At 59.4% G+C, this 13022-nt stretch carries 15 protein-coding genes; 9 read left to right on the forward strand and 6 right to left on the reverse strand.

Annotated features, from left to right (window positions below; genetic code table 11):
- Positions 1-90: 90 nt before the first annotated feature.
- The 5 genes from AC5I5B_RS03655 (at position 91) to AC5I5B_RS03675 (ending at position 5398) form a co-directional block, all read left to right on the forward strand.
- The gene (locus AC5I5B_RS03655; protein WP_004430287.1) at positions 91-699 is read left to right on the forward strand and encodes a 50S ribosomal protein L25/general stress protein Ctc; all 609 of its coding nucleotides are present in this window, start codon (positions 91-93) and stop codon (positions 697-699) included.
- A 298-nt stretch (positions 700-997) separates the two neighbouring features.
- Positions 998-3385 (forward strand): EAL domain-containing protein, encoded by a 2388-nt coding sequence (locus AC5I5B_RS03660; protein ID WP_495752369.1) that lies wholly within the window; start codon positions 998-1000, stop codon positions 3383-3385.
- A 17-nt stretch (positions 3386-3402) separates the two neighbouring features.
- A complete protein-coding gene (locus AC5I5B_RS03665; protein WP_004430279.1) occupies positions 3403-4116 on the forward strand; it encodes a substrate-binding periplasmic protein in 714 nt (237 codons plus the stop codon).
- Between the two features lie 105 nt (positions 4117-4221).
- Complete coding sequence (pth, locus tag AC5I5B_RS03670; RefSeq protein WP_111792208.1) at positions 4222-4938, forward strand: aminoacyl-tRNA hydrolase; 717 nt, start codon at positions 4222-4224, stop codon at positions 4936-4938.
- Between the two features lie 7 nt (positions 4939-4945).
- The gene (locus tag AC5I5B_RS03675) at positions 4946-5398 is read left to right on the forward strand and encodes a GNAT family N-acetyltransferase (protein WP_111792207.1); all 453 of its coding nucleotides are present in this window, start codon (positions 4946-4948) and stop codon (positions 5396-5398) included.
- A gap of 3 nt (positions 5399-5401) precedes the next feature.
- Here the strand turns inward: AC5I5B_RS03675 and clpS are convergent, their stop codons facing one another.
- Complete coding sequence (clpS, locus tag AC5I5B_RS03680; protein ID WP_026363868.1) at positions 5402-5713, reverse strand: ATP-dependent Clp protease adapter ClpS; 312 nt, start codon at positions 5711-5713, stop codon at positions 5402-5404.
- Between the two features lie 240 nt (positions 5714-5953).
- Here clpS and ychF point away from each other — a divergent pair, with 240 nt between their 5' ends.
- From ychF to AC5I5B_RS03700, 4 genes are all read left to right on the forward strand, one after another.
- A complete protein-coding gene (ychF, locus tag AC5I5B_RS03685; RefSeq protein WP_004430264.1) occupies positions 5954-7057 on the forward strand; it encodes a redox-regulated ATPase YchF in 1104 nt (367 codons plus the stop codon).
- A gap of 302 nt (positions 7058-7359) precedes the next feature.
- Positions 7360-7833: a MaoC family dehydratase gene (locus AC5I5B_RS03690; protein WP_495752370.1), complete on the forward strand. Its 474-nt coding sequence runs from the start codon at positions 7360-7362 to the stop codon at positions 7831-7833.
- The gene (locus AC5I5B_RS03695) at positions 7830-8297 is read left to right on the forward strand and encodes a MaoC family dehydratase (RefSeq protein WP_004430258.1); all 468 of its coding nucleotides are present in this window, start codon (positions 7830-7832) and stop codon (positions 8295-8297) included. Before AC5I5B_RS03690 ends, AC5I5B_RS03695 begins: the two co-directional genes overlap by 4 nt.
- A 63-nt stretch (positions 8298-8360) precedes the next feature.
- On the forward strand, positions 8361-8969 hold the full coding sequence (locus AC5I5B_RS03700) for a class I SAM-dependent methyltransferase (protein WP_129564918.1): 609 nt from the start codon (positions 8361-8363) through the stop codon (positions 8967-8969).
- A gap of 42 nt (positions 8970-9011) precedes the next feature.
- Here the strand turns inward: AC5I5B_RS03700 and AC5I5B_RS03705 are convergent, their stop codons facing one another.
- From AC5I5B_RS03705 to petA, 5 genes are all read right to left on the reverse strand, one after another.
- Complete coding sequence (locus AC5I5B_RS03705) at positions 9012-9554, reverse strand: adenine phosphoribosyltransferase (RefSeq protein ID WP_003494623.1); 543 nt, start codon at positions 9552-9554, stop codon at positions 9012-9014.
- Between the two features lie 92 nt (positions 9555-9646).
- Complete coding sequence (locus AC5I5B_RS03710) at positions 9647-10039, reverse strand: GFA family protein (protein ID WP_099086220.1); 393 nt, start codon at positions 10037-10039, stop codon at positions 9647-9649.
- Positions 10040-10122: 83 nt separating this feature from the next.
- Positions 10123-11010, reverse strand: a complete 888-nt coding sequence (locus AC5I5B_RS03715; protein ID WP_004430247.1) for a cytochrome c1 — start codon at positions 11008-11010, stop codon at positions 10123-10125.
- 22 nt (positions 11011-11032) lie between these two features.
- Positions 11033-12316: a cytochrome b gene (locus tag AC5I5B_RS03720; protein WP_004430245.1), complete on the reverse strand. Its 1284-nt coding sequence runs from the start codon at positions 12314-12316 to the stop codon at positions 11033-11035.
- Positions 12317-12330: 14 nt separating this feature from the next.
- Positions 12331-12909, reverse strand: a complete 579-nt coding sequence (gene petA / locus AC5I5B_RS03725; RefSeq protein ID WP_035212667.1) for a ubiquinol-cytochrome c reductase iron-sulfur subunit — start codon at positions 12907-12909, stop codon at positions 12331-12333.
- Positions 12910-13022 lie beyond the last annotated feature (113 nt).

Below are 13022 nucleotides of genomic sequence, written 5' to 3' on the forward strand. Positions count from 1 at the left end.
AGGCAACGCGGGCGGGATGGCCCTTGGCCTCTCCGGTTCAGGCCGCTTCGTTCGGCATGAACTCTCCATATAACCTCGAAAGGAATTGCCATGAGCAAAGAATCGTATGAGCTCAAGGCCGAGGCGCGCGAACGAGTTGGTAAGGGGTCCTCTCGTGAACTTCGCCGCAACGGTTTGATTCCCGCTGTCATCTATGGTGACAAGCAGGCCCCCATTTCCATCGCCCTGTCGACCAACGAAGTCACCAAGCGTATCCATGCTGGCGGTTTCATGACGACGGTTGCGATCATCGACGTCGACGGCAAGAAGATCAAGGTTCTCCCGAAGGATTACCAGCTTGATCCGGTCCGCGACTTCACCATGCACGTCGACTTCCTGCGCGTTTCGGGCAACACGCTCGTCAACGTTGAAGTTCCGGTTCACTTCGTCAACGAAGAAAAGTCGGACATCAAGATCGGCGGCGTTCTGAACATCGTTCGTCACACGGTGGAATTCCACTGCCCGGCCAACGACATTCCGGAATTCATCACTGTTGATCTCGCTGGTCTGAAGATCGGCGACAACGTTCACATTTCGAATGTGAAGCTGCCGAAGAACATCACGCCGGTTATTGCCGACCGTGACTTCACGATCGCAACGATCGTTGCTCCGGCTGGCGGCGTCGCAGAAGAAACGACTGAAGAAGCTTCCGAGGAATAATCGGCGGCCGCAAGGCCCGATAGCTTTGAAGAATGAGGCCCGTTCCGTTTTCGGAACGGGCCTTTTAGTTTTTATGAACTTTAAAACCAGAAAGCTTGCCGCCCACGCATGATACGGAACCCGTTTCAGCGTCGATTAACACTTCCATGAAACGATACCCTTGCGCTGTCGTGGAACACCGGCCGGGCTGAGGAAATGGGATGGGAAAACAGGCTCTTGCCGAAAACCTTCGCAAAACCTCTCCGGACAGACGAAACGGGCGCAGCAAGTCTGGGGCAAAGGGTAGCTGCAATCGAACATGGCTCATTCCGTCGAAAGTCGCTTTATCGCGATTGTTTCCGGCGCACTTCTTACAGTGGTCGCCCCGCTCTTCACGCTTTTGCTGACGCTTTCCTACCACGAAGCCATTCGCAGCCAGCGTAACCACCTTGAAATTCTGCTGTCGACCAATGCACAGGCGCTTGCCCGCCCCCTGTGGGACCTTGATGACGACACCATAAACCAGATTACCGGCACCCTCGTTTCCGACCCCGTGATCCGCATGGTCGAGGTCAAGGACACATCCGGCCAGCTCGATATCGTCCAGACCGCCGGCAGCGACATCATTCAGGATGCCGCCTCGACGACGCGTGAGGTGACCTACAAGACCACGAAAGGCTCCGTCACGGTCGGGCAACTCACGGTCTATTATGACGATATCAGCCTTCTGACCTCTCTCAGCCGCAACGAACTGGCCTTCATCACGATTTTCATCCTCGCCGTCCTCGCCATCGTTCTTGCCGCCATCGCCGGCAACCGCTTCATGGTCATCCGCCCGCTGATGCGGCTGGCGGCCGCGATAGAGGCAACGCGGCGTCTCGGTTCGCGCCATCACGTCGACTGGCGCTCGAAGGACGAAATCGGCCGGCTGGCGAAAAGCTTCAACGAAATGCAGACACAGCTCGAAAAGGAAGAGCTGGAGATCAAGAACGCGCACGAGCGAAAGACGGAAATCTACAACCGTACACCCGCCATGCTGTTCTCACTCGACAGGCACGACCGCATCGCCGCCGTCAGTGACTATTGGGTACAGGCGACCGGCTACGACCGCACCCGGATACTCGGGCTGAATTTTGCCGATCTCATCCATCCCGATGACCGGCTTCTGTTTCAGCAGCGCAAGATGGCGCCCCCCTTGCCCGATACTTCGCATAGCGGCATCACCGTGCGTTTCCATTGCATGGATGGCAGCGTCATGGACGCACTCATCCTCGAAAAGGCCCTTGATTCCGGCGATGCGGCGCATCAGAGCACATGCCTCTGCGTCATGACCGACGTGACCGAACTGCGCCAGTCGGAAAAGCGCAATCGCCAGCAGGCCATTTCCGACCATCTGACCGGCCTCTTCAACCGTCAGGGCTTCGAGGCCATTCTCGATCTGCAGATCCGCGATGCGGACCGCAACGGCAGCGAACTCGCCTGCCTCTTCATCGACCTCGACCGGTTCAAGGCGATCAACGACAATCTTGGCCATGCCGCAGGCGACGCTGTTCTCAAACAATTCACGCTGAAGCTCGAGCCGCTGCTGACGCCGCTGGACAGCGCATCGCGTCTTGGCGGTGACGAATTTGCCATTCTTCTGGCCGGCGACAAGGTGGAAGAGCGCGCCCTGCAATTCTGCGAGCGTATCTGCACCATGCTGGATACGCCCTTCGAGATCGAGAACAACAGCATACGTCTCAGTGCCAGCATCGGCATGGCGGTCTATCCCCTGCACGCCTCCAGCGCGTCAGAGCTTTTGCAGAATGCCGACATGGCGATGTATACCCGCAAGCGGACGGGCAAGAACGGCTCGCAGGTCTTCGACAGCTCGATCATGGACCGGGCCCGGGAACATGCAGAACTGGAGCGGGATATCGCACAGGCGCTTTCCGAGGACTGGTTCGAGGCCTATTTCCAGCCGATTCAAGATCTTTCAACCGGCCAGACGGCTGGTTTCGAGGCGCTGCTGCGCCTCAACCACCCGGACAAGGGCCTGCTTTCTCCGGCCGCCATTGTCAGCCTCGCGGAAGAAAACGGCACCATCCAGCGCATCGGCAATGTCATTCTCGATCAGTCGATCGCCAATCTCGCCAGACTGTCGCGCCTGCCGGGCATGGAACAGACCTATGTAGCCGTGAATTTTTCGCCGCTGCAGTTCGAGCCGGGATTGCCGACGCGCATCGCCGGTGTTCTGCACCGCCACGGCATTCTTCCCAGACGACTGGTCATCGAGATCACCGAAGCCGTCATCATGAAAGACGATCCGCAAATCCGGGCGATCCTCAATGCCATCCATCAGCTCGGTTGCCGCATCGCGCTGGATGACTTCGGCACGGGTTATTCCTCGCTCAGCTATCTCAGCCGTTTCCCGGTCGATATCGTCAAGATCGACCAGTCCTTCACCCGCTCGATCTGTGATGACACGATGGAAATCAGGCAGCGAAACCGCATGCTGGTCGAAGGCATCGCGGCCATCTCGCACAAGATGAATTGTGTCGTCATTGCAGAGGGCGTCGAGACGGAAGAGCAGAAGGAACTTCTGACCGATATAGGCGCGGATTTCGGGCAGGGTTATTTCTTCGCACGCCCGCAGCCGGTCGAAAGGCTGATCACCTCCCTCGACATCGCGTCCGGGAAAAGCCGCATTGCGGCGCGGCAAGCGTGAACCGGCAGGGGGCCGCAATGGGATTGATCCGCTTTTGTCTGATCTTTCTTGCTCTCGCCGCTCCGGCCAGCGCGGCCAAGCTCTTCCTGACGACCGAGGTCTACCCACCCTATAATCTGCAGGCGAGCGACGGCAGCGTGCGCGGCGTCTATTTCGACCAGCTCAAGATCGTGCTCGAGGATACCGGCACCAGTTACGAGGTCGCCGTCATGCCCTGGGCGCGAGCCATTGCGTTGGCCAGCACACAGGCCATGCATTGCGTCTTTGCCGCTGCGAGAACACCGGAGCGGGAAAAGCAGTTCAAATGGGTCACGCCGATCCATATCGACCGCAATATCCTCGTGGCGCGCCGCAAGGCGAATGTCGAAGCCTCCAGTCTTGATGAGGCCAGGAAATATCGGGTGGGAACCCAGCGTGGCGACTACACTGAAGCGCTGCTGCAAAAGCTCGGTTTCCCGCAGGTGGATGTCGGTGCGGATTTCGAGATCACGCTTCACAAGCTGGAAGCCGGCCGCATCGACCTGATGCCCATGTCTGAAAGCACTTTCAAAAGCCTGCCCGCCGATACGTTCAGGGAGGTGATAACGTTTACGCGGCAACAGCTTGGGCTTGCCTGCAACAAAAGCGTGCCCGACGAGGTCATCGCAAAATTACAGGCCCGGCTGGATCGGCTGATCGCCGATGGAACGCAGCAGCGGATATTCGACCGCTACAATCTCGTCAGCCCCTGACCCATCCAAACTGCATAAAAAGCCCTAAATCCATAAAAAGATTGACAGCCGGCGGATTTCGGGGTGGTGACAACAGCATCATCTGGCAACATGCGGACATGCCCCATGAAGATCATCGCAGGACTCGGCAATCCCGGCGCGCAATATGCGGGAAACCGCCACAATATCGGCTTCATGGCCGTTGATGCGCTGCAGCGCTTGCCCTCCTTTGCGCCCTGGTCGAAGAAATTCAAGGCGGAGATTTCCGAAGGCGAGATCGGCGGCGAAAAGGTCCTGTTGATGAAGCCGCTGACCTACATGAACCTTTCGGGTGAATCCGTCGGCGAAGCCATGCGCTTTTTCAAGCTTGCACCCGCAGACATCATCGCCATTCATGACGAGCTGGATTTGCCGGCCGGCCGCGCCCGCATCAAGACCGGCGGCGGTCATGGCGGCCACAACGGCCTGAAATCGCTCGACGCCCATTGCGGCAAGGAATACCGCCGCCTGCGCCTCGGCGTCGGCCATCCCGGCGACAAGGAGCGGGTGCACGGTCACGTCCTCGGGGACTTCGCCAAGGCCGACCGCGTCTGGCTCGATCCGCTTCTGGACGCCATTACCGACAATGCCGCCATGCTGGTGAAAGCAGAGGATTCACAGCTGATGAACAAGCTGGCGCTGGCCACGGGCAGCAAGCCGGAAGCCGAGAAGCCGGCCAAGGCAGCCAAACCCGCCGCGCAATCCCATATCCATCAGGCACGCAACAGCGCCCAGCCGAAAAAACTGCCGGAAACCGGCCCGATGGCCGAAATGTTGAAGCGTATGTTCGGCAAGAAGGACTAGATCCCCAATGTCTTCGGAGACCATCGTCCTGCGCGAAGCCCAAGCCGGCGATCTGGCTGGACTGCTTGAACTTTACCGGGCGCTCAATCCGTCCGATCCGGAAATGACGACAGAAGAAGCAGATACCGCTTTCGCGACCATGCTCGCCCAGCCGGGCCTGACCGTGTTTCTTGCGACCGAAGGCGGAGAAGCGGTCGCCACCGCCACGCTGCAGATTGTTCCGAACCTGACGCGCGCCGCACGTCCCTATGCCCTTATCGAAAACGTGGTGACGCTGGAAACCCGTCGCGGCCTCGGATATGGCCGGGCGGTCGTGCGCCATGCCGTCGAGGTCGCTTTTGCGGCGAATTGCTACAAGGTGATGCTGCTGACCGGCCGGCAGCGCCCGGAGGTCCATGCATTTTACGAAAGCTGCGGCTTCGTGCAGAACAAGACGGGTTTCCAGATAAGGCAGGATTAACGCTCACTCCTCGGGCTCGGTGGTGAACATCAGCGGAAATCCCGCTTCCTTGCCGAGATCGGTCGCTTCCTTGGCCTTGGTCTCGGCAATATCGCGTTCGCAGACGACGACAACCGCGCTGCCGAAGCGATGCGCCGTCATCATCACCCGGTGGCCGGTCTCCTCGCTCATACGGAAGATGGCCTTCAGGACCACGGTTACGAAATCGCGCGGCGTATAGTCGTCATTCAGCAGAATGACCTTGTAGAGCTTCGGCCGCTCCAGCTTTGGTTTGACTTTCGGTTTTGGCTTGAGATCGACAGGACTGTCACTCATCACGGCCGCTCGTGCCTGTCGCTCATCGCGGTTGTTCATGGGAAACCCCGTTGATGACGAAAGATCGATCGCTTGACCCGCTTATATTGCGCCGCAACCACGCCATCGGCAAGCCTGCCCGAAATTCCTCACCATTAAAGGAGCTTTGCCCACCCAAATCGGCCCGCGGGCTTGACCTTGCCCTGCCCTTTCCGCAAAAGGCTCCTCAACGAATTCTTTCAAACGGACAGGTTTCAAGCCATGGGCTTCAAATGCGGTATCGTTGGATTGCCAAATGTCGGCAAGTCCACTCTCTTCAACGCGCTGACGAAAACGGCAGCGGCACAAGCCGCCAACTATCCCTTCTGCACCATCGAGCCGAATACCGGCGAAGTGGCGGTTCCGGATGCGCGCATGAAAATCCTCGCCGACATTGCCGGCTCGAAGGAAATCATCCCTACCCGCATCTCCTTCGTCGACATCGCCGGTCTGGTGCGTGGTGCATCGAAGGGCGAAGGCCTCGGCAACCAGTTCCTCGCCAATATCCGTGAAGTGGACGCCGTGGTTCACGTTCTGCGCTGCTTCGAGGATGATGACATCACCCACGTCGAAGGCCGCATCAACCCCGTGGCCGATGCCGAAACCATCGAGACCGAGCTGATGCTCTCCGATCTCGAAAGCCTTGAGCGCCGCACGGAACAGACCCGCAAGCGCGCCACCGGCAAGGACAAGGAATCGCTGGCGCAGCTGCCGCTGATGGAAGCTTCGCTGAAGCTTCTGAACGAAGGCAAGCCGGTCCGCACCCTGCTCTCCACGCTCGATGCCGAAGAACTGCGCATCCTTCAGGGCCTCAACCTCCTGACTGCGCACCCGGTTCTCTACGTCTGTAACGTCGCGGAAAGCGACGCCGTCGACGGCAACGAACACACCAAGGCCGTTGCCGAAATGGCGAAAGCCCAGGGCGCAGAATCCGTCGTCATCTCCGCGGCGATCGAATCCGAAGTCGCACAGCTTCCCGATGAAGAGTCGAAGGAATTCCTCTCCGCCCTCGGCCTCGAAGAAGCGGGCCTCGACCGCCTGATCCGCGCCGGCTACAAGCTGCTCGACCTCATTACCTATTTCACCGTTGGCCCGAAGGAATGCCGCGCCTGGACCATCGAGCGCGGCACCAAGGCCCCGCAGGCCGCCGGCGTCATCCACTCCGATTTCGAACGCGGCTTCATCCGCGCCAACACCATCGCTTACAACGACTATGTCGCCTTCAAGGGCGAAGTCGGCGCGAAGGAAGCCGGCAAGGCCCGCGATGAAGGCAAGGAATATGTGGTTCAGGATGGCGACGTCATCCACTTCCGCTTTAATACCTGATCTGGGTTGAAATGGGGGACGGTCGGGGCGTAGTCGCCCGGACATCGCGGCTTGTTTCTTCTTCCCGCCGGGGAGAAGGTGGCCCGGAGGGTCCGATGAGGGGGCTAGCTCTCCTGATTATCACGACCCTTGCCCCCTCATCCCGCTGCCGCGACCTTCTCCCCCTCGGGGAGAAGGCGAAAGGCGCACCCGCTCGCCCAAACGCCTCTTCACGAATATGACCGCACCCTAGATTTGACCTTTACGTAAAAGGAAAAATCATCTTAGATGCGCCGACCTTGACTGTGCGAAGGGAGGACGCCATGACGCCGGTCGCGACTTATGCCTATGAGGATTTTCCCGTAGGGCAGGAATTTCCCCTTGGACCGCAATCGATTTCCGCAGAGCAGATCGTTGCTTTCGCCAGTGAATTCGATCCCCAACCCATGCACCCGTCCGAAGAGGCCGGGCGCCAGAGCATTCTCGGCGGGCTCGCCGCTTCCGGCTGGCACACCTGCAGCCTGCTGATGCGGATGATGGCCGACAGCTATATCTCGGACTCGACCTCACAGGGCAGCCCCGGCATCGACTACGTCGACTGGAAGAAACCGGTTCTGGCTGGTGATACGCTTTCGGGAAAATCCATCGTGCTGGAGCAGCGCCCTTCCGCTTCGCGCCCCGGCATCGGCCTCGTGAAATTACGCCACGAGCTTTATAACCAGCGCGGCGTTCTGGTGTCGCACGGGGAAAACACCGTCATGTTCCTGATGCGCGGTAATGGAGGCGTTACGGCATGAAACTGGCAGAACTTTCCCCGATCGGCGAACGCGTCACCCTCGATACGCTGCATTTTTCCGCCGAAGACATTATTCGCTTCGCCCGCGATTTCGATCCGCAGCCTTTTCACCTCGATGCCGAAGCAGCCAAGAACAGCGTTTTCGGTGGGCTTTGTGCTTCCGGCTGGCACACCGGTGCAGGCTGGATGAAATGTTTTCTCTCTCACTGGATGAAAGAGGTAAAAAGGTTGAAGCAACAGGGCCTGGAGCCGCCAAAACTCGGCCCCTCCCCCGGCTTTCGCGAACTCAAATGGAAAAAACCGGTCTTCGCCGGAGACGATGTCACCTACTTCGTCACCCTGCTCGACACCCGCCCATTGGAATCAAGGGCCGGCATCTGGTTGAACACGACCTTCAATGAGGGCGTGAACCAGTCTGGAGACACGGTGCTGACCTTCCGCAGCGGCGTGCTGGAGTTCGAATAGGGGCTGGCCCATATCACCCCGCCGCGATAGCTTCAAAGCAGGCATCACGGCGGGCAGGTCAATATGGATGATATTCTCAAGGGTTATGCCGAGGCGGCAACGCCGGAGCTGATTTCCAGATTCGATAATCTCGACTGCCGGGAGATTTACACGCCCGTCATCGACCTGCTGCCGTCGACACCGTGCCGGATCGCAGATATCGGCAGCGGCACCGGCCGCGACGCCGCATGGTTCGCAGCGCAGGGTCACGATGTTCTGGCAGTCGAGCCGGTCAGCGAGCTTCGCGAACCCGGCATGCAATTACATCCATCGGATAAGATTACGTGGCTGGACGACAGTTTACCCGGCCTCGCGAAAGCCCGTCTGCACGGCGTCTTCGATCTGGTCGTCCTGTGCGGCGTCTGGCACCACGTCGACTACGAGGCAAGGCAAGCCGCGATGGAGAGCCTTGCGGAAATGACGGCGACGGGCGGCTCGCTGATCATGTCGCTGCGCCACGGCCCCGCCCCCGAAGGTCGCCGCGCCTTTGCCATTTCACCGGCGGAAACGACAGGCGAAGCCACCCGTCTCGGTTTCACGCTGATCCGCCAGGCAGAAGTCGCCTCCATTCAGGCAGGAAACCGCGCTCTGGGCGTCCGCTGGACTTGGATTGCCTTACGGAAGACGGGATGAAAAGAGCGGGCTGCCGCAGCAGCCCTGATCAGTCTTTCAGCCTTAATGGCCGGAAAATTCCACCAGCGTCCGGACCTCGACACCAAGGTCTTCCAGCTTCTTGCGGCCGCCGAGATCAGGCAGATCAATGACGAAGCAGGCGGAAACGATCTCCGCACCCATCTGCCGCAAAAGCTTGACCGCGCCTTCAGCGGTGCCGCCGGTGGCAATCAGGTCGTCAACCAGAATGACCTTTTCGCCCGGCTGTACCGCGTCCACATGCATTTCCATTTCGTCGACGCCGTATTCAAGGCTGTAGGCGACACGGACGGTGGTGTGCGGCAGCTTGCCCTTCTTGCGGATCGGCACGAAACCGGCCGACAGCTGATGCGCCACCGCCCCGCCCAGAATGAAGCCGCGTGCTTCCATGCCGGCAATCTTGTCGATCTTCGTTCCCGCATAGGGCTGCACGAGTTCGTCCACCGCGCGGCGGAAAGCCCGTGGATTACCGAGCAGTGTCGTGATGTCCCTGAAGATGATGCCCGGCTTCGGATAGTCGGGAATGGAACGGATGGCAGCGGAAAGCTCCGAAGCGATAACGGTCATGGTATTTCCAGTTAAGACAAGGGAAGTGGATCAGAAGGTTCGGACTACCCTATCAACTTGACGGCTGCGGACCAACTAAAAAGGACCGGCGCTCAATCCGCGGGTGACATTCCCTTGATCCGCGCCCAGGCCGGGCAGACATCCTCGAAGGAATGCGACAGGGGCCGCAACGCCTCATCATCCCTGTCATCGAAGCTTCCCGAGACCAGCGCGACGGTCGGTGCGTCATCAATGGCGCCGAGCGTGCTGCCGCAGACCGGACAGAAAGCCCGGCTGGAATAATCGGAGGATCGGAAAGTCGAGGGCGCGCCGCCCTCTCCCGTCCATGTCACCGCATCCCTCTCGAACTCCACCCAGGCAAGGCTGGGGGCGCCGGAATGCCGCTGGCAGATATCGCAGGAGCAGGTGTGTGGATTGCCGGGCTCGCCCGTCACTTCAAAACGGATGGAGCCACACAGGCAACCGCCGCTGCGAATTTTCGTCATTTCCACCATCTCCCCCTGAACACATGAAAAGGCCCCCGCGGAAGACCGTGGGGGCCGATGATTGGCAGGCATCTGAATGCCGATCAATGTTCCTTGTTGGCGTAGACCGATTTCTTGGTGAGATAGATCAGCGCCGTGAAGATGAACAGGAACACCATGACCATGAAACCGGTGCGCTTGCGCTGTTCCAGATGCGGCTCTGCGGCCCACATCAGGAAGGCGGAGACATCCTTGGAATATTGGTCCACGGTCTGCGGCGCGCCATCGTCATAGGTCACCTGATCGGCACTGATCGGCGGCGCCATCTTCAGCGACGCCGCGCTGACGAAATACGGGTTGAAATGCGTGCCTTCCGACACTTCAACACCGGCCGGCGGGTCCTGATATCCGGTCAGCAGCGCGTGGATATAGTCCGGGCCGCCTTCCTGATAACCACCGATGATCGGGATCATGTCGATGACGAATTGCGGGAAGCCGCGCTCCACGCCGCGCGCCTTGGCGAGCAGCGACATGTCGGGCGGCGCAGCGCCACCATTGGCGGCAGCGGCCGCCTCATGGTTCGGGAACGGCGAAGGGAAATGATCTGATGGCACGGCCTTGCGATTATACATTTCGCCGTCGGCGTTCGGACCGTCCTGGACTTCATATTCCGCGGCGAAAGCCTTCACCTGCTCGTCCGAATAACCGAGATCCCCCAGCGTGCGGAAGGAAACGAGGCTCATGGAATGGCAGGCGGAGCAGACTTCCTTATAGACCTTCAGGCCGCGCTGCAGCTGGCCCTTGTCATATTTGCCGAAGGGTCCGGCAAAGGACCAGCTCTGCTCTTCGGGCTTGATCACCGGGAAGTGGCCCCCGGCAATCGCATGTTCCGTCTTGGTGGCGAGATCATGGCTCTCCTCCGCCGCCGAGGCGACGGTGACGGAACAGCCGATGGCGGCGAAAAGCGCGATGCTTGTTACAAGCTTCTTCATTGTCGTCATCCTTCCTTCGCGCTCAGACTTCTGTGGCCGCAGGCGCGGCACCCGTCTTGGCGGCGTTCTTTGCAAGAACGGCCTCGGTAATCGAATTCGGAATACGCCGCGGCGTTTCGACCAGACCGAGGATCGGCATGATGACGAGGAAGAAACCGAAGTAATAAAGCGTGCCGATCTGCGACATGATGACGTAGATGCCTTCCGCCGGGCGCGAGCCCAGCCAGCCGAGCATGATGGCATTCACCACGAACAGCCAGAAGAACATCTTGTACCAGGGACGATAGACGGCGGAACGAACCTTCGACGTATCGAGCCAGGGCAGGAAGAACAGCACGATGATCGCGCCGAACATGACGAGAACGCCGCCGAGCTTGGAATCGATGATCCAGATGTTGAAGGTGATGGCGCGCAGCATGGCGTAGAACGGCAGATAATACCATTCCGGCACGATATGCGCCGGCGTCTTCAGCGGGTCCGCCATGATGTAGTTATCAGGGTGGCCGAGGAAGTTCGGCATATAGAAGATGAACCACGCATAAGCGATGAGGAACACCGAAACGCCGAGCGCATCCTTCAGCGTCGCATAGGGCGTGAAGGGAACCGTGTCGGTCTTGCTCTTCACTTCCACACCGGTCGGGTTGGTCTGGCCGGTCACATGCAGCGCCCAGATGTGCAGGACGACGACACCCGCGATCATGAAGGGCAGCAGGTAATGCAGCGCGAAGAAGCGGTTCAGCGTCGGATTATCCACGGCAAAGCCGCCGAGCAGGAACTGCTGGATCCATTCACCCACGAGCGGGAAAGCCGTGAAGAAGCCGGTGATGACGGTCGCGCCCCAGAAGGACATCTGACCCCAGGGCAGAACGTAGCCCATGAAGCCCGTCGCCATCATCAGGAGATAGATCACACAGCCGAGAATCCAGAGGATTTCGCGCGGCGCCTTGTAGGAGCCGTAATAAAGGCCGCGGGCAATGTGCAGGTAAACCGCGATGAAGAAGAACGACGCGCCATTGGCATGCATGTAGCGCAGCAGCCAGCCGTGGTTGACGTCACGCATGATCTTTTCGACGGAATTGAAGGCAACCGTCGTTTCGGCCGCATAATGCATGGCCAGCACGACACCGGTGAGGATCTGAACGATCAGCATCACGGAAAGCATCGCGCCGAAGGTGTAGGCGTAGTTCAGGTTACGCGGGACAGGATAGGCAACGAAGCTGTCATAGATCAAGCGCGGCAAGGGAAGCCGCGAATCGATCCACCTTTCGATGCCGGTGGACGGCTGATAACTGGAATGACCACTCATGAATAACTGTCCCCTTATCCGATCTTGATCACGGTATCGGATGTGAATGCAAATGTCGGGATGGCGAGGTTTTCCGGCGCCGGACCCTTACGTATGCGGCCCGCCGTATCGTAGTGCGAGCCATGGCAGGGACAGAACCACCCGCCGAAATCGCCGGCCTGGCCGAGCGGAACGCAACCGAGATGGGTGCAGGAACCGATCATGACGATCCAGTTTTCCTTACCCTCGCCGGCGGAACGGTCGATATCCGTCGCCTGCGCATCGGGGGCAACATTGGCATTGCGCGCCACGGGATCCTTCAGATCGCCGAGAGCGACGGCCTTGGCTTCCTCGATTTCCTTTTCCGTGCGGTTGCGGATGAAAATCGGCTTGCCGCGCCACTTGACGGTGAGCGACATGCCCGGCTCGACCGCCGTGACATCCACCTCGATGGAGGCGAGCGCCAGCGTCGATGCATCGGGACGCATCTGGTCAATAAAAGGCCATGCAACTGCGGCGGCACCGACGGCGCCCGCCATTCCCGTCACTAGGTAAAGAAAATCGCGACGGGTCGGTTCACCCGAAGCGTCGTGATTGGTTACGTGCTCGCTCACCGCTACACCATCCTCTGCGCTGTTTTTGCCGTAAATCGCATGAGTCCTCCCGCTATGATTTGATCCAGGACAAACTCCGTCCCATCGTCCTGGACACAACTGCGGCATTAAGA

The sequence above is a fragment of the Agrobacterium sp. genome (assembly GCF_059499945.1).

Bases quoted from the DNA above. Each gene is read 5' to 3' on its own strand.
- AC5I5B_RS03705 (WP_003494623.1), bottom strand. From the start codon at position 9,554: ATGACCGTTATCGCTTCGGAGCTTTCCGCTGCCATCCGTTCCATTCCC.
- clpS (WP_026363868.1), bottom strand. From the start codon at position 5,713: ATGAGTGACAGTCCTGTCGATCTCAAGCCAAAACCGAAAGTCAAACCA.
- AC5I5B_RS03665 (WP_004430279.1), top strand. From the start codon at position 3,403: ATGGGATTGATCCGCTTTTGTCTGATCTTTCTTGCTCTCGCCGCTCCG.
- AC5I5B_RS03720 (WP_004430245.1), bottom strand. From the start codon at position 12,316: ATGAGTGGTCATTCCAGTTATCAGCCGTCCACCGGCATCGAAAGGTGG.
- AC5I5B_RS03655 (WP_004430287.1), top strand. From the start codon at position 91: ATGAGCAAAGAATCGTATGAGCTCAAGGCCGAGGCGCGCGAACGAGTT.
- AC5I5B_RS03695 (WP_004430258.1), top strand. From the start codon at position 7,830: ATGAAACTGGCAGAACTTTCCCCGATCGGCGAACGCGTCACCCTCGAT.
- AC5I5B_RS03690 (WP_495752370.1), top strand. From the start codon at position 7,360: ATGACGCCGGTCGCGACTTATGCCTATGAGGATTTTCCCGTAGGGCAG.
- AC5I5B_RS03675 (WP_111792207.1), top strand. From the start codon at position 4,946: ATGTCTTCGGAGACCATCGTCCTGCGCGAAGCCCAAGCCGGCGATCTG.
- AC5I5B_RS03710 (WP_099086220.1), bottom strand. From the start codon at position 10,039: ATGACGAAAATTCGCAGCGGCGGTTGCCTGTGTGGCTCCATCCGTTTT.
- pth (WP_111792208.1), top strand. From the start codon at position 4,222: ATGAAGATCATCGCAGGACTCGGCAATCCCGGCGCGCAATATGCGGGA.
- AC5I5B_RS03700 (WP_129564918.1), top strand. From the start codon at position 8,361: ATGGATGATATTCTCAAGGGTTATGCCGAGGCGGCAACGCCGGAGCTG.
- ychF (WP_004430264.1), top strand. From the start codon at position 5,954: ATGGGCTTCAAATGCGGTATCGTTGGATTGCCAAATGTCGGCAAGTCC.
- AC5I5B_RS03660 (WP_495752369.1), top strand. From the start codon at position 998: ATGGCTCATTCCGTCGAAAGTCGCTTTATCGCGATTGTTTCCGGCGCA.
- AC5I5B_RS03715 (WP_004430247.1), bottom strand. From the start codon at position 11,010: ATGAAGAAGCTTGTAACAAGCATCGCGCTTTTCGCCGCCATCGGCTGT.